Genomic DNA, 15,363 nt, shown 5'->3' with positions numbered 1-15,363 from the left:
AAACCGGAATTACCTGTTCAGTTTAGACCGGAATACCCACATTATTAGAAAACACAGATCAACCAATTAAAGAAATAGCTGTTTTATGTGGTTATCAATATGTACAACATTTTACAACTGCATTTAAGCGAAGCTACGGTATCACTCCTGGGAAAATTAGAAGAAAATAAAAAACCCCAAGTGCGACATACTTGGGGTTCTTCTAACAAAAATAAACTAACAACTCAATAAACAACAAATACAAAATGCTATTTGTAATTCAATTGAATCACTTACAAAGAGCGCGACAACAAATCTCCATGTAACTTTTTAATATTTTAAAACTACTTATTCAAGTAATCTGTATTCAAACTTTGGAAATCCTCTATTTCCTTTCTCATCTCTCAAACTTAACATTTTAAACTTATAGAAGTTTCCTTTACTATCACGTACAACATAAAATACATCCTTATAAAGAATTTTATCATTTGCTACATCTCTCCATGTACTTCCTATTGTACGCAAATCATCACTAAATAGATTCTCTTCAACATCTTCTTTGCTAAAACTCTTATAGTAATCTTTATTATGTAATGGCATTTTAACTCTATAAGCAAGGACACCGCCATAACGATTATGCAAAATAAAGTCTGAAAAACCATATGATCCTTTAGGAGTTCCCTGTTGATCAACTGTATTAGTAAATACTGTAAAGTTTAAATCCCATTTACCTTTACTTGGTTCAACAGCGACTAATGATTCACTATCAAAGCTAAAAAATTGAAAATTATAAGCATTGTTCTTAGTAATAAGAACTTCTTGGTGTGTCTTCTCATTAAGACGTGCATACTGCAATAAATATCCATTGTCACGTTTCAATATTCTAACTTTCATCCATCCTCTAGATTCACCACTAACATTCACCGAACCGACTGATACGCCATCATTTATACCTGGTTTAAATCCTAAATTCAAAAGAAAAACTTTATTTTCATTGTCTTCATTCTTAACTTTAGAGATAGCAGTTTTATTAAGATCTCCATCTGGAAAATCAATGTATTTCACATTAGTAGCATCAAAAGTACCTATTTGAACAGACTGTTTAAGAGACTCTAATTGACCTTCAGTTACTTGATCAAGATTAACACTATCAAATTCTCCAGCAGCCATATAAATAGAGCTATTGAGTTTGACAACATGCTCGTTTCCACTAAAAAAAGCTAAATCCCAAGAATCTCTCTTTACCTCGTAAGTAGCAATACCACCTAAATCAACATAAACCTGATTTTCTTCATTTGGGCCTCCCAAATTAGGAGAGATTACTCCTCCAAGAGCAGCGTCGAATGTAATAACCATCGAGCTGTATCCTTTAATAGAAGGTTCTTTTATACTATAATTAACCTTATCTATATGAAACTGAATTGTTTTATCTCTGCGATCAAAAGGATAGATTAAATTCTTAAATTGAAAACTTACAGTTCTTGTACCTTTTTTAAAAGGGACTACTAATCTATTGTTATTTGCCTCCGGGTACAAACGATAATCGATACCATAAGTAGCATTGATTTCATGAAAAACAATTTCAACAGTACCATCTTCTTCGGCAACATCAGAAAAGTTCATAACGATTTCTCTGTCCTCTTTTATATTTTCATAAATAATAGACTGTTCTTGAAATGCAACAATAAATTCCCTTGATTCACTATTTCCGTTACTTGAATCCTTTTCGCATGAAACAAATAAAGTACTAATAATAATAAGTGATAATATGTGTTTAAAAACACTCTCCATATATTCAAAAATTTAAAAACCTAAATCATATTGTAGCTTAACAAAGAAACTTCTTCCATATCCCAAAGGAATTGAGGAAGCTCCACCTGCATGAGCTGTTCCAGAACTAGTACTAGACTTAATATCAGTAATATCAAATATGTTTCTAACCCCTAATGTTGTCACAAGTTTTCGATCCAAAAAAGGTTGACGAATTGTAAAATCAAGCCATGAATAGCTTTCCTGCTTTCCTTTAATATAATAATCTCCTGTTAAATCACTCTCCATCTTATATTTTGTTTCTTCCCCATTATACTTATAGTATAGAGACAGAGAAGTATTCCATTTTGGTAAACGATAACTCACATTTGCTGTAACTTCAGGAGTATACAAAAACTTATCCGTAGCATCAGGTGCTCCGTAGATTTGCTGAGCAGCTCCTGAAAGAGTGAATCCTATACCTAAATCCAAATTATTCCACGACAATTGATTTAAGAATGTAATACCAAGATTTCTGTATTTATCAACATTTTCATATTTAAACTTCAATCCCTCTGGTGACACAACTTCAATTACATCTATTTTATCATCAACTACAAGATATCTTCCTGTTAAATTTGTAGAAACTTCCACATCATTGCCTAACTCAATACTTTTCTTAATGTTCATAAAAAAAGTCTTACCTTTTTCAGGTGTTAAATTAGGGTTACCTTGTAAATCATGATTTACATCAACGAAATAAGTATACAACTCCTCATAATTAGGTAATCTTGGAGATGTTCCTACAGTAGCTCTTAATTCATAATCTCCAGGTAGAATATACTTGGCAACAACATTAAATTGGTGCTGACTATCGAACAAATTCGAAGTCATCAAACGATATCCTGGTCTCAAAGTTAACTTAGGAAGAACATTAATTTCAGACGATGCATAGAAATCATAACTACCAATAGATTTTCTCTGAGGAGTTTCACCAAAAGATTCCGTCATACTTGAATAACCTTTATTCTCAGTAATTTCATAACCTACTTGAAACTTAGCTCTCTCCCATTTAATAAAATCACTAAAAGTACCTCTGGAGAAAAACACCTCTCTACTTTCTGTTCGGTACTTAGATCTGTCAAACTTTTCATCATACCTAATTCTATAACGATACAAATCAACTTCTTTTTCTTGTTTCTGATAAGAAAAGGATAGATCAAATCGAAACAGATCATTAACATTTCCTACAGTATTAAGAATATTAGACCACCTTTTTGTATTATTTATTCTATCTAAGGCTATTGGATCCGAAGTATCAAAAGTTGGATCTTCGTTAACTTCAAATAACTTATTGTAATTCTTCATGCGTTCGTTAAAGTATTCAAACTTGTAAAAAACACGGTAAGAATCTTTGTGATATGTCAATAAACCCTTTACATTATTCTGATTCTTAGGAAGCCATTCATGCCCCCTTTTATTCTCGTCTCCATAATATGTAAACCCCTTACGATCATCATACCAACCTTTAAAATCATTATGTGTATAAGACAAACTAGCAAAAAGGTTATCATTAATATTATGACTTAGCGTTAATCCTTGAACGTGTTTACCTTTGTTCTTAAGATTATATTCCTTCCCTACAGATTCTTCTTGAATAAAAGCTCTTACATTCCAATCGTGAATATTACTTTTCTTCGTAATAATATTAATTATACCTGTAACAGCATTTGCACCATAATCAACCCCCATAGCACCCTCAACGATCTCAATACGCTCAACATCATCCAAATTAATCTGAGTCAAATCAGTATTATTACCAAAACCCTCATCGCTAATCATCGGAATATTGTCAATTAGAATAGTAAAATACTGACCATCTAATCCAAACATTTTTACGGATGACCTACCCGACTTTGCGTTTGGCAAGATTGAGATATTCATCACTTGATTCAAAGCATCTGCTAGAGTAACTGCACCAAGATTTTCAATTCTTTGACGGTTAACAATTGTAACATTATTAATAGCCTTATTTATTGATTGTGGGTTGTATTGTCCTGAAATAACAATTTCTTCTAACTTTTGTTTAGGAGTTGTAAGTGTATCTTGACTATAACCTATTAACGATGTTAAAGAAAATAAACCAAGTATTAATCCCAATTTATGAGCCATATTTTTATTTACTCTATTTGATTTTGTTTGATGCAAATATAATAATTAATATTATTTAAACTCATTTTAAATAATAAAAAGAAATAAAAAAAACGCATAACATCTTGTTATGCGTTTTATATAGTATCTCTTAGTTTTTAGGAAGGAATACTTCAGCCATCATACAACGTGCACTACCACCGCCACAAGCCTCGATCGTATCAAGACTACTGTGTAAGATAGAGCAGTGTTTCTCTATTGCTTTTACCTGCTCCTTCGTTAAACTATTATAAGCTTGAGTAGACATTACTAAGAAAAGCTCATCATTAGTTCCTTTAACTTGCAACATATTACCTGCAAAGTTATTCACTTGCTCTTCGGAAATAGTAATTACTTCCTTTCCAGAATCTTTCAATTGATTTAAAACTAATTTTCGCTCTTGTTTATCATCAATACAATCAGCACAAATTACAGCAAATGTCTCAGCTAAACACATCATCACATTAGTATGATAAATATGTTTTCTCTCTCCATTAACATTTTGAAATGCTTCAAAAATGATTGGATGCATATCAAAATCCTCGCAAAACTCAATAACTAAACTTTCATCTGCACGAGGAGATAAAGCACAATAAGCTTTTTCATTCTTGCGATCTAACAATAAACTACCTGTACCCTCTAAAAATAAATCATCTTCTTCCGCAGAAGTATAATCCCATACATCCGTAATCTCAAAACCTTTCTCCTCTAATAGATCTAAAATATCCTCACGGCGTTCTAATCTCCTATTCTCAGCGAACATAGGATATAAAACAATCTCACCTGATTCGTGAAAGGAAATCCAGTTATTCGGGAAAATGCTATCCGGAGTATCTGGTTCAACAGTATCATCGACAACAATAACATCAACACCTACTGCTCGCAATTTAGCAACAAAAGCATCAAATTCTTCTTGAGCTTTTGCATTAACAGTTGCAGGTGTAAGATTATCTAAAACTTTTTGGTAGTAATTATTGACTGCTGTTTGCTCATTCATACGAAAAGCAACAGGGCGTATCATTAAAATTGTATTAGTAGTCTGTAACATATAAATAAAATTAATCGCGAATTAACGGTAAAGTAGAACATCTCAAAAGCCCTTCTTGCTTGGCAATCTCAGCATAAGGAATCTCTTCTACTGTAAAGTTATTATTTCTGAGCCATTGGTTCAATCTTGTAAAATTCTTTTCAGAAACAACAACATCAGGAGAAATTGAAAAAACATTAGAAAACATATGATACATTTCCTCTCTTTCAATATGAAATAAATTTTCCATTCCAAAAATTTTCACCAACTCACTATACTCTGCTTCATCATAAAAACCTCCTTTATAGATAATTGCTTTATCAAGCCCTACTGGTTGAAAACAACAATCTAAGTGCAATGCATTATCACGAGGCTCTACTTTTGATTTCACCAAATCAAAGCTCAATACTTTTTTATTTGGAAACAAATCTCGAATAAACTCCACACCTTCTTTATTAGTTCTAGCTGTAATATGTGATTTATAATCTGGTCTTTTATATGTACCAATAAATACATAATCATTCCACAACATTACATCGCCACCTTCGAAATGCACTTCCTCAGGTGCTGATATAATATTTTGGGGATTAATCTGGTCTAAAACTTCATGTATTGCATCAAGCTCACGATCTCTATCAGGTAATATATTCGCCTTTATAAACTTATCATCAATTACGAAACCAATATCACGAGTGAAAATTTGATTATAGTCTTGTATAATTTCTGGTCTAAATACTTTAACATCATATTTTTGAAAAACCTTATTAAAAGCCTCCATCTCATTGACCATATCTCTTTCTACAGGATACGTACCTGCTTTAATATGTTCTAATGATTTAGGATCATAAGCCTCTTCTAAAGTTGGTGTGGGTCCATTACTGGTAGCTGTACCAAGGACCACAGCCCGCAAACGAGCAGTTTCATTCTTTACATTTAACTGTAACATATCTTTGTGTTTTCCACAAATATAGGAAAAAACAATACTAAAAACGTGTATCCTAAAGTTTGACAATAAAAAAAGCTGCATTAACAAATACAGCTTTTAGATACTCTGATAATAAATTATCTTTTATCGATAGAAACAAACTCTCTTAATGGTTCACCTACATAAACTTGGCGTGGTCTTCCAATAGGTTCTTTGTTTATTCTCATCTCTTTCCATTGAGCAATCCATCCTGGTAAACGTCCTATAGCAAACATTACAGTGAACATTTCTGTAGGAATTCCCAACGCTCTATAGATAATACCTGAGTAAAAATCAACATTTGGATACAAATGTCTTTCTACAAAATAAGGATCTTTCAATGCTGCCTCTTCTAACTTTTTAGCAATATCTAAAACTGGATCATCTACTCCTAATTTACCTAATACTTCATCAGCAGCTTTCTTAATGATACGAGCACGAGGATCAAAGTTCTTATACACTCTATGTCCAAATCCCATTAAACGGAAAGGATCATCTTTATCCTTAGCTTTAGCAATATATTTCTCAACATCACCACCATCATTCTGAATTGCTTCTAACATTTCAAGAACAGCTTGATTTGCTCCTCCATGTAATGGTCCCCAAAGTGCAGACACTCCAGCAGAAATCGAAGCAAACAAACCAGCGTGTGAAGATCCAACTATACGCACTGTTGACGTAGAACAGTTTTGTTCGTGATCTGCATGCAAAATAAATAACTTGTCAATTGCATTTTTTACAACAGGATCAATTTCATAAGGTTCAGTTGGCAACGCAAACATTAATCTCAAAAAGTTATCAACGTAACTTTGCGTGTTATCATAATAATTTAAAGGATACCCTTTAGCTTTTCTATATGTCCAAGTTGCAATAACCAAGAATTTACTCATGGTTTTACATACAGCCTCATACAAATCTTTTTTACAATCTGCATTAACAACTTTAGGATTAAAAGCAGTCAAAGCACTAGTCAAAGAAGCTAAAACTCCCATCGGGTGAGCCGTTTTAGGAAAACCATCAATAATATTCTTCATCTCTTCATTAACTAATGAATACTTGCGAATATCTTTTTCAAATTGTTCGATTTCAGCCTTAGTTGGTAACTCACCAAAAATAATTAAATAAGCAACTTCTAAGAAATTTGAATTTGTTGCTAAATCTTCAATCGAATACCCTCTATATCTTAGAATTCCGTTTTCTCCATCAAGATAAGTTATTGCACTTTGACAAGAACCTGAATTTTTATAACCAGGGTCATAAGTGATAGCTCCAGTTAAAGCACGTAATTTCAAGATATCAATAGCTACTTCATTCTCAGTACCTACTATAACAGGAAATTCGTGTCTTTGGCCATCAACCTCTATATAAGCTGTTTTAGACATATTGTTATTATTTTATTTTTTTTACTAGTTTTCTATTTTTCTTATGTTTTAAACATTCAAAACGTTTTCAGTAGGAAAGGTAAGAATTAATATGCATACATACAAGTTAAAAAATAGCATAAAAAACGACTAAAATCATTATCACAACTCTTTTACATTGTGTTTATCCTAACAAAAAAAGGTTATAAAGTGTATTGAAGAATCAATACTAAAATACTTAAAATAGTATAAAAAAAATACGGCCTTATTTTTCAATAAGGCCGTATATATTTAAAGATTTATCTATTTTACTTTAAAAGCTTTAGATTGAGGATAATAAGCTACATCTCCTAATTCTTCTTCTATTCTCAACAGCTGGTTGTATTTTGCCATACGATCTGATCTTGACGCAGAACCAGTTTTAATCTGACCACAATTTAATGCTACAGCTAAATCTGCAATAGTACTATCTTCAGTTTCTCCAGATCTATGAGACATTACAGAAGTATATCCTGCATTTTTCGCCATATTCACAGCAGCAATAGTTTCAGTTAAAGTACCAATTTGATTCACTTTAATTAAAATAGAGTTACCAATATTTTGATTGATACCTCTCTCTAAACGTTCAACATTAGTAACAAATAGATCATCACCCACTAACTGTACTTTATCACCAATTTTTTCAGTTAAGTATTTCCATCCTTCCCAGTCATCTTCATACATACCATCTTCAATTGAAATAATTGGGTACTTAGAAGCTAACTCAGCTAAATAATCAGCCTGTTCTTTAGCAGATCTAACTTTTCCTTTATCGCCTTCAAACTTAGTGTAATCATATTTGCCATCAACATAAAACTCAGAAGCTGCACAATCTAAAGCAATCATAACTTCATCACCGAATTTATAACCAGCTTTTTCAACAGCTAATTTAATAGAGTCTAATGCATCTTCAGTACCTTTTAAAGTAGGTGCAAAACCTCCTTCATCACCAACAGCTGTACTTAAACCACGATCGTGTAATACTTTCTTCAAGTTGTGAAAAATTTCAGTTCCCATTTGCATAGCATGACTAAAATTCTGAGCCTTTACAGGCATGATCATAAACTCTTGAAAAGCAATAGGAGCATCAGAGTGAGAACCACCATTAATGATATTCATCATTGGAACTGGCAATGTATTAGCAGAAACACCACCTACATAACGATATAAAGGCATACCTAATTCAGCTGCAGCAGCTTTTGCTACTGCTAAAGAAACACCTAAAATAGCATTAGCACCTAATTTACCTTTATTCGAAGTACCGTCTAAATCAATCATCAACTGATCAATTGCATTTTGATCAAAAACACTTAATCCTACAACTTCTTCAGCTATAATAGAATTAACATTTTCAACAGCTTTCATAACGCCTTTGCCCATGAATGCCTTTCCACCATCACGTAATTCAACAGCTTCATGTTCTCCAGTTGAAGCACCTGATGGAACAGCTGCTCTACCAATAAAACCACCATCTGTGATTACATCAACTTCTACAGTAGGATTCCCCCTAGAATCTAAAATCTGACGTGCGTGAACACTAACAATTGTACCCATATCTTTTTTGTGTCTTAAAATTTAGTATTAACAAATTTACGAATAAAATAATGAATTAATAAATTCCTCAATCTCTTTTCCAATAACTTAAAACCATAAAAAAAGTAGCTAAAATACTAGCTACTTTCTTTTTGACATATTCTCAACAAATTCGTCAAATAAATATCTTGAATCATGTGGCCCCGGAGAAGATTCTGGGTGATATTGCACAGAAAATACATCCTTATTCTTCATTCTCATACCTGCTACAGTACCATCATTCAAATGTAGATGTGATATTTCAAAATTACCATTAGCAGTCACATCCTCTTTAATAACAGCAAATCCGTGATTTTGAGAAGTAATCTCTCCACGACCTGTAATCGTATTTAAAATAGGGTGATTAACTCCTCTATGCCCACTAAACATTTTAAAAGTATTAACTCCTTGCGACAAACCAATTAACTGATGCCCTAAGCAAATACCAAATACTGGCAAATCTCCTTCTAAAATCGATTCTACAACAGACAATACTCCTAACTTACCTAAAGCACTTGGGTCACCAGGTCCGTTCGACAAGAAAATACCATCTGGTTTAAAAGCCATCAATTCTTCGTAAGAAGAATCATAAGGAAATACCTTTACAAAACAATCACGCTCACTTAAACAACGTAAAATATTAGTTTTGATTCCAAAATCCAAAGCTGCTACGCGAAAACGCGCATTCTGATCTCCAAAGTAATAAGGTTCTTTAGTAGATACTTTAGAAGCAAGCTCAAGCCCATCCATACTAGGAATACTCTTAACAAGAGCGCGCAACTCCTCAATAGATTTTCCATCTGTAGAAATCACAGCATTCATAGCGCCATTATCGCGAATATAAGCAGTTAATGCACGTGTATCTACATCAGATACAGCGACAAGCTGATGCTCTTCTAAATAAGTATACAAATCAGACAAAGAATTAGGTCTTGAGTGGTAAAAACTAAAATTCTTACAAACCAAGCCGGCTATTTTAATACTGTCTGAATCTACTTCTTCACTATTAACACCATAATTACCAATATGTGCGGTAGTTGATAACATGATTTGACCATAGTAAGAAGGATCTGTAAAAATTTCTTGATAACCAGTCATCCCTGTATTGAAACAGATTTCACCGTAAGCGGTACCCTTAATACCAACAGATTTACCGTAAAAAACAGTACCATCATATAGAACTATGATAGCTTCATCTCTTTTATTGTATTCCATTATAATTTAGTTGTATTGAATTTGTGGCAAAAATAGAATAAAAAAAAAGACATTCTTAAAAAGAATGTCTTTTTTATATCATAAATTACAATATGTTATTGTAATACTATTCATTAGTTTCAGCATTAGTAGCCTCTACAGCAGGTGCATCAGCTTCAGTAGCTTTTTTCTTCCCTCTACGAGTAGATTTCTTAGCTTCTTTCTTAGCTACATTGTAAATTTCGTTAAAATCAACGAATTCAATCATAGCCATATCTGCGTTATCTCCTAAACGGTTACCCAATTTAATGATACGTGTATATCCACCTGGGCGATCTCCAACTTTTACAGCTACTTCTCTGAATAATTCAGTTACAGCATCTTTATGTCTTAAGTAAGAGAAAACAACACGACGATTATGAGTATCGTCAGTTTTTGCTTTAGTTACTAATGGCTCAATAAACTGCTTTAAAGCTTTAGCTTTAGCAACAGTAGTATTGATACGCTTGTGCTCGATTAAAGAACAAGCCATATTCGCTAACATAGAATTTCTATGACCAGCTTTTCTACCTAAATGATTTATTTTTTTTCCGTGTCTCATTGCTTTCTAGAATTTAGACTTCACAGCCTACATTATTCTTTATCTAATTTGTATTTTGATAGATCCATACCAAAATTTAGCCCTTTAACTGCAACTAGTTCCTCTAACTCTGATAAAGATTTTTTACCAAAGTTTCTAAACTTCATTAAATCGTTTTTGTTAAATGAAACTAAATCTCCTAATGTATCTACTTCAGCCGCTTTTAAACAATTCAATGCTCGAACTGAAAGATCTAAATCTACCAATTTAGTTTTTAGAAGCTGTCTCATATGTAATGATTCTTCATCATAAGACTCAGTTTGAGCAATTTCATCAGCCTCTAAAGTAATTCTTTCGTCAGAGAACAGCATAAAATGATGAATCAAAGTTTTTGCTGCTTCAGTTAAAGCATCCTTTGGATGAATAGAACCATCAGTGATAATATCAAAAACCAATTTTTCGTAATCAGTTTTTTGCTCTACACGATAGTTTTCAATAGCATACTTAACGTTCTTAACTGGAGTATAAATTGAATCAGTAAAGATAGTTCCGATAGGTGCATTTGGCTTTCTATTCTCTTCAGCAGCAACGTACCCTCTTCCTTTCTCAATCGTCAAATCTAATGTAATAGACACGTTAGCATCTAAATTACAAATTACAAGATCTGGGTTCAAGATCTGGAAACTTGAAATGAACTTTTGGAAATCACCAGCAGTCATTTGTTCTTTACCAGAAAAAGAGATACTTACAGTTTCATTATCAACATCTTCGATTTGACGTTTGAAACGAACTTGTTTTAAGTTAAGAATGATTTCAGTTACATCCTCAACAACACCTGCTATAGTAGAAAACTCATGATCTACACCTTCTATACGAACTGAAGTAATAGCATATCCTTCAAGTGAAGATAGAAGAACTCTTCTTAATGCATTACCAATAGTCAATCCATATCCCGGTTCTAAAGGTCTAAATTCGAATTTACCTTTAAAATCGGTCGAATCAATCATGATAACTTTATCGGGCTTTTGAAAATTAAATATTGCCATATTTGTTTCGACTGAATGTCAATTATTATTTGTTGTACAACTCTACGATTAACTGTTCTTTGATGTTTTCAGGAACTTGAAGTCTTTGTGGTACATTTACGAAAGTACCTTCTAAAGTTTCAGGATTCCAAGTAATCCACTCATAAACAGCACTAGAATTAGATAACGAACGTTCGATAATTTCTAGAGTTTTAGATTTTTCACGAACTGCAACTTTATCACCAGGTTTTAGTTGATAAGAAGGGATATTAACCACCTCTCCGTTTACAGTAATGTGTCTGTGAGAAACAACTTGACGAGCTGCACGACGAGAAGGAGCGATACCCATTCTGAATACAACGTTGTCTAATCTTGACTCACATAATTGAATCAAAACTTCACCAGTAACTCCACGAGCAGCAGCTGCTTGTTTGTAAAGGTTACGGAATTGTTTTTCTAAAATACCGTAAGTATATTTAGCTTTTTGTTTCTCCATTAACTGGATAGCATACTCAGATTTTTTTCCGCGTTTTTTTGCTAATCCGTGTTGTCCTGGAGGGTAATTTCTTTTTTCGAAAGATTTATCATCTCCGAAAATAGCTTCGCCGAATTTACGAGCGATCTTAGTTTGTGGACCAGTATATCTTGCCATTTCTAAAAATTAAAAAAAGGTAGGGATTATGAATTCAGGTCACTTTCCTCCGATAATCTATTCCTACCTTTGGTTATACTATAAATTAAACTCTTCTTCTCTTAGGAGGACGACATCCATTATGAGGGATTGGAGTAATATCGATAATCTCAGTTACTTCAATTCCACCGTTATGTAATGATCTGATAGCAGATTCTCTACCATTTCCAGGTCCTTTTACATAAACTTTAACTTTTTTAAGTCCTGCCTCAAGTGCAACTTTACCGCAATCTTCTGCAGCCATTTGAGCAGCGTATGGAGTGTTCTTTTTAGAACCTCTGAATCCCATTTTACCTGCAGATGACCAAGAAATCACTTCACCTTTTTTATTAGTCAATGAAATGATGATATTGTTAAACGTCGCATTAATATGAGCCTCACCTGTTGATTCAACAAGTACTTTACGTTTTTTTGTATTCGCTTTAGCCATATTACTACTTATTATTTAGTTGCTTTTTTCTTGTTAGCAACAGTTTTTCTTTTACCTTTTCTAGTTCTAGAGTTATTCTTAGTTCTTTGTCCTCTTAATGGAAGACCAGCTCTATGACGGATTCCTCTATAACATCCGATATCCATTAAACGTTTGATGTTTAAAGAAATTTCAGATCTTAATTCACCTTCAATAGTGTAGTGAGCTACAGCTTCACGAATTGCTCCGATTTCATCATCGTTCCAATCTAGAACTTTTTTATCTTCGCTAACGTTTGCTTTTTCAAGAATTTCTTTAGCTCTGCTTGAACCAATTCCGAAGATATAAGTTAAAGCAATAACTCCTCTTTTGTGTTTAGGTATATCTACCCCTGCGATTCTTGCCATAATTATCCTTGTCTTTGTTTAAATCTAGGATTCTTTTTATTAATAACGTAAAGTCTACCTTTTCTACGTACTATAATGCACTCGGCACTTCTTTTTTTAACTGATGCTCTTACTTTCATTTTAATAGCCTCTTTAATATCTATAAGTAATTCTTGCTTTGGTCAGATCGTAAGGACTCATTTCCAATTTTACTCTATCACCTGGTAGTAACTTAATATAGTGCATACGCATCTTACCAGAGATATGAGCAATTACGACATGTCCATTTTCTAATTCTACACGGAACATTGCATTTGATAACGCTTCTACGATTGCTCCGTCTTGTTCTATTGCTGCTTGTTTTGCCATAAAAATTAAGCTATTGCTCTTCTATTTTTACCACTAGTCATCATACTATCATACTGTTTATTTAACAAGTATGAGTTTATTTGTTGGATAGTATCAATTACAACACTAACCATAATTAGTAACGATGTTCCACCATAAAACATAGCCCAATGATCTTGAACACCTATCACTGTTTTCATTATTGCAGGAAAAACAGCGATCAAAGCTAAGAATAACGAACCTGGGAAAGTAATCAAAGACATGATTCTGTCTAAGAAATCCGCAGTTTCTGTTCCTGGTCTAACACCAGGTATAAATCCTCCACTTCGTTTCAAATCATCAGCCATCTTATTAGTAGGTACTGTAATTGCGGTGTAAAAGTACGTAAAAATTATGATTAATAAAGCAAAAAGTAAATTATACTCCCAACCAAATACATTATGGAAGGTTGTACTTATAGATTTTGCAGTATCCGAAGTTGATAATCCAGCAACTGCTGCTGGCACAAACATAATCGCTTGAGCGAAGATGATTGGCATTACTCCAGATGCGTTAAGCTTTAAAGGTATCCATTGACGGTTACCACCTAACATTGATTGATCATAAGTTCCAGAAGCACTTCTTCTTGCATATTGAACAGGAATCCTTCTAACAGCAAGCGTCAATAAAATACAAGCAATAATGATTAACAACCATAAAATTACTTCAATCACCACCAACATAAGACCACCATTACTACTTTCAGTTGTTCTCGATTGAAACTCTTGAACGAACGCCATTGGCAATCTTGCGATAATACCAACCATAATTAACAATGAGATCCCATTTCCAATACCTTTATCAGTAATTTTTTCACCTAACCACATTGCAAAAATAGTTCCGGTAACTAGTATAATTACTGAAGAAAACAAGAATGAGAAAGAATCGAAACCTAGCAAAAATGCATCTGATGGCAACTGCAAGTACAAATTATAAATGTAACTTGGCCCTTGTAACAAGGTGATACCAATTGTCAACCATCGCGTAATTTGGTTCATTTTCTTTCTACCGCTTTCTCCATCATTTTGCAGTTTTTGAAGATAAGGAACCGCGATTCCCATCAACTGTACTACAATGGAAGCAGAAATATAAGGCATAATACCTAATGCGAAAACAGAAGCTTGCGAGAACGCTCCCCCTGTAAACACATTTATTAACCAACCAACACCTTGATTAGTTTGCTCTGTTAAAGCTTGCAATTTTGTAGCGTCAATACCTGGAAGAGTAACTTGTGTACCGAATCGGTACACAAGTAATAATCCTAATGTAATTAGAATTTTATTTTTTAGTTCTTCAATTTTCCAAATATTGGCTAATGTTTCAAAAAACTTCTTCATCTTGTTTACTAAGATTTTATAACGTTACAATTTCTCCTCCTACAGCTTCGATTGCTTGTTTAGCAGAAGCTGAAAATTTATGAGCAGAAACTTTTAATTTAGCTTTTAATTCGCCACGTCCTAAAACCTTCACTAAACCATTTTTAGAAGCTAAACCTAAATCTACTAAAAGAGCGAAATCTACAGTATCTGTAACTACTCCATTATCAACCAAACCTTGTAAAGTTTCTAAGTTAACAACGTTGTACTCAACTCTATTAATATTTTTGAAACCAAATTTTGGTACACGTCTTTGAAGTGGCATTTGCCCTCCTTCAAATCCGATCTTTTTAGAATATCCTGAACGTGATTTTGCTCCCTTATGTCCTTTTGTAGAAGTTCCTCCTTTTCCAGAACCTTCACCACGACCAACTCGTTTGTTTTGGTTGTGTACTGAACCGTTTGCTGGCTGTAAATTACTTAAATTCATACTT

Annotated in this window: 17 protein-coding genes; 1 reads left to right on the top strand and 16 read right to left on the bottom strand. The window is 33.2% G+C overall.

Annotation, left to right across the window (positions count from 1 at the left end):
• Positions 1–32: 32 nt before the first annotated feature.
• Entirely contained in the window at positions 33–170 is a 138-nt protein-coding gene (locus tag GJV76_RS16065; RefSeq protein WP_317162594.1) for a helix-turn-helix domain-containing protein, read from the top strand.
• A gap of 157 nt (positions 171–327) precedes the next feature.
• On the opposite strand, the gene GJV76_RS04360 is transcribed toward GJV76_RS16065, so the two are convergent.
• The 16 genes from GJV76_RS04360 to rplO form a co-directional block, all read right to left on the bottom strand.
• Positions 328–1,770 (bottom strand): HmuY family protein, encoded by a 1,443-nt coding sequence (locus tag GJV76_RS04360; protein ID WP_155091416.1) that lies wholly within the window; start codon positions 1,768–1,770, stop codon positions 328–330.
• 12 nt (positions 1,771–1,782) lie between these two features.
• Entirely contained in the window at positions 1,783–3,900 is a 2,118-nt protein-coding gene (locus GJV76_RS04355; RefSeq protein WP_155091415.1) for a TonB-dependent receptor plug domain-containing protein, read from the bottom strand.
• Between the two features lie 130 nt (positions 3,901–4,030).
• Complete coding sequence (gene ctlX, locus GJV76_RS04350; RefSeq protein WP_155091414.1) at positions 4,031–4,966, bottom strand: citrulline utilization hydrolase CtlX; 936 nt, start codon at positions 4,964–4,966, stop codon at positions 4,031–4,033.
• Positions 4,967–4,976: 10 nt separating this feature from the next.
• Positions 4,977–5,891 carry a dimethylarginine dimethylaminohydrolase family protein gene (locus GJV76_RS04345; protein ID WP_155091413.1) on the bottom strand — a complete coding sequence of 305 codons (915 nt, stop codon included), beginning with the start codon at positions 5,889–5,891 and terminating at the stop codon, positions 4,977–4,979.
• Between the two features lie 116 nt (positions 5,892–6,007).
• Positions 6,008–7,291: a citrate synthase gene (locus GJV76_RS04340; RefSeq protein WP_155091412.1), complete on the bottom strand. Its 1,284-nt coding sequence runs from the start codon at positions 7,289–7,291 to the stop codon at positions 6,008–6,010.
• Positions 7,292–7,573: 282 nt separating this feature from the next.
• A complete protein-coding gene (gene eno, locus GJV76_RS04335) occupies positions 7,574–8,863 on the bottom strand; it encodes a phosphopyruvate hydratase (protein ID WP_155091411.1) in 1,290 nt (429 codons plus the stop codon).
• 120 nt (positions 8,864–8,983) lie between these two features.
• Positions 8,984–10,096 (bottom strand): glutamine-hydrolyzing carbamoyl-phosphate synthase small subunit, encoded by a 1,113-nt coding sequence (carA, locus tag GJV76_RS04330; RefSeq protein ID WP_155091410.1) that lies wholly within the window; start codon positions 10,094–10,096, stop codon positions 8,984–8,986.
• Between the two features lie 106 nt (positions 10,097–10,202).
• Complete coding sequence (gene rplQ, locus GJV76_RS04325; protein ID WP_155091409.1) at positions 10,203–10,676, bottom strand: 50S ribosomal protein L17; 474 nt, start codon at positions 10,674–10,676, stop codon at positions 10,203–10,205.
• A gap of 32 nt (positions 10,677–10,708) precedes the next feature.
• Positions 10,709–11,701 carry a DNA-directed RNA polymerase subunit alpha gene (locus GJV76_RS04320; protein WP_155091408.1) on the bottom strand — a complete coding sequence of 331 codons (993 nt, stop codon included), beginning with the start codon at positions 11,699–11,701 and terminating at the stop codon, positions 10,709–10,711.
• Positions 11,702–11,726: 25 nt separating this feature from the next.
• Positions 11,727–12,332: a 30S ribosomal protein S4 gene (gene rpsD / locus GJV76_RS04315; RefSeq protein WP_155091407.1), complete on the bottom strand. Its 606-nt coding sequence runs from the start codon at positions 12,330–12,332 to the stop codon at positions 11,727–11,729.
• A gap of 85 nt (positions 12,333–12,417) precedes the next feature.
• Positions 12,418–12,801: a 30S ribosomal protein S11 gene (gene rpsK / locus GJV76_RS04310; RefSeq protein WP_155091406.1), complete on the bottom strand. Its 384-nt coding sequence runs from the start codon at positions 12,799–12,801 to the stop codon at positions 12,418–12,420.
• Positions 12,802–12,812: 11 nt separating this feature from the next.
• Positions 12,813–13,187, bottom strand: coding sequence for a 30S ribosomal protein S13 (gene rpsM / locus GJV76_RS04305; RefSeq protein ID WP_155091405.1), 375 nt, complete (start codon positions 13,185–13,187; stop codon positions 12,813–12,815).
• 2 nt (positions 13,188–13,189) lie between these two features.
• Positions 13,190–13,306: a type B 50S ribosomal protein L36 gene (gene ykgO, locus GJV76_RS04300; RefSeq protein WP_002987490.1), complete on the bottom strand. Its 117-nt coding sequence runs from the start codon at positions 13,304–13,306 to the stop codon at positions 13,190–13,192.
• Positions 13,307–13,319: 13 nt separating this feature from the next.
• Positions 13,320–13,535 (bottom strand): translation initiation factor IF-1, encoded by a 216-nt coding sequence (gene infA / locus GJV76_RS04295; RefSeq protein ID WP_155091404.1) that lies wholly within the window; start codon positions 13,533–13,535, stop codon positions 13,320–13,322.
• A gap of 5 nt (positions 13,536–13,540) precedes the next feature.
• The gene (gene secY, locus GJV76_RS04290; protein WP_155091403.1) at positions 13,541–14,890 is read right to left on the bottom strand and encodes a preprotein translocase subunit SecY; all 1,350 of its coding nucleotides are present in this window, start codon (positions 14,888–14,890) and stop codon (positions 13,541–13,543) included.
• Between the two features lie 16 nt (positions 14,891–14,906).
• On the bottom strand, positions 14,907–15,359 hold the full coding sequence (rplO, locus tag GJV76_RS04285; RefSeq protein ID WP_155091402.1) for a 50S ribosomal protein L15: 453 nt from the start codon (positions 15,357–15,359) through the stop codon (positions 14,907–14,909).
• Positions 15,360–15,363: the final 4 nt, after the last annotated feature.

The organism is Myroides albus, from assembly GCF_009711045.1.
Taxonomy (GTDB): domain Bacteria; phylum Bacteroidota; class Bacteroidia; order Flavobacteriales; family Flavobacteriaceae; genus Flavobacterium; species Flavobacterium album_A.
The sequence above is the reverse complement of the archived record's forward strand: the minus strand, read 5'-3'. Positions and strand labels throughout refer to the sequence as shown.

Bases quoted from the DNA above. Each gene is read 5' to 3' on its own strand.
- rpsD (WP_155091407.1), bottom strand. From the start codon at position 12,332: ATGGCAAGATATACTGGTCCACAAACTAAGATCGCTCGTAAATTCGGC.
- GJV76_RS04355 (WP_155091415.1), bottom strand. From the start codon at position 3,900: ATGGCTCATAAATTGGGATTAATACTTGGTTTATTTTCTTTAACATCG.
- ykgO (WP_002987490.1), bottom strand. From the start codon at position 13,306: ATGAAAGTAAGAGCATCAGTTAAAAAAAGAAGTGCCGAGTGCATTATA.
- secY (WP_155091403.1), bottom strand. From the start codon at position 14,890: ATGAAGAAGTTTTTTGAAACATTAGCCAATATTTGGAAAATTGAAGAA.
- GJV76_RS04340 (WP_155091412.1), bottom strand. From the start codon at position 7,291: ATGTCTAAAACAGCTTATATAGAGGTTGATGGCCAAAGACACGAATTT.
- infA (WP_155091404.1), bottom strand. From the start codon at position 13,535: ATGGCAAAACAAGCAGCAATAGAACAAGACGGAGCAATCGTAGAAGCG.
- GJV76_RS04360 (WP_155091416.1), bottom strand. From the start codon at position 1,770: ATGGAGAGTGTTTTTAAACACATATTATCACTTATTATTATTAGTACT.
- eno (WP_155091411.1), bottom strand. From the start codon at position 8,863: ATGGGTACAATTGTTAGTGTTCACGCACGTCAGATTTTAGATTCTAGG.
- GJV76_RS04320 (WP_155091408.1), bottom strand. From the start codon at position 11,701: ATGGCAATATTTAATTTTCAAAAGCCCGATAAAGTTATCATGATTGAT.
- ctlX (WP_155091414.1), bottom strand. From the start codon at position 4,966: ATGTTACAGACTACTAATACAATTTTAATGATACGCCCTGTTGCTTTT.
- rpsM (WP_155091405.1), bottom strand. From the start codon at position 13,187: ATGGCAAGAATCGCAGGGGTAGATATACCTAAACACAAAAGAGGAGTT.
- carA (WP_155091410.1), bottom strand. From the start codon at position 10,096: ATGGAATACAATAAAAGAGATGAAGCTATCATAGTTCTATATGATGGT.
- rplO (WP_155091402.1), bottom strand. From the start codon at position 15,359: ATGAATTTAAGTAATTTACAGCCAGCAAACGGTTCAGTACACAACCAA.
- GJV76_RS04345 (WP_155091413.1), bottom strand. From the start codon at position 5,891: ATGTTACAGTTAAATGTAAAGAATGAAACTGCTCGTTTGCGGGCTGTG.
- rpsK (WP_155091406.1), bottom strand. From the start codon at position 12,801: ATGGCTAAAGCGAATACAAAAAAACGTAAAGTACTTGTTGAATCAACA.
- rplQ (WP_155091409.1), bottom strand. From the start codon at position 10,676: ATGAGACACGGAAAAAAAATAAATCATTTAGGTAGAAAAGCTGGTCAT.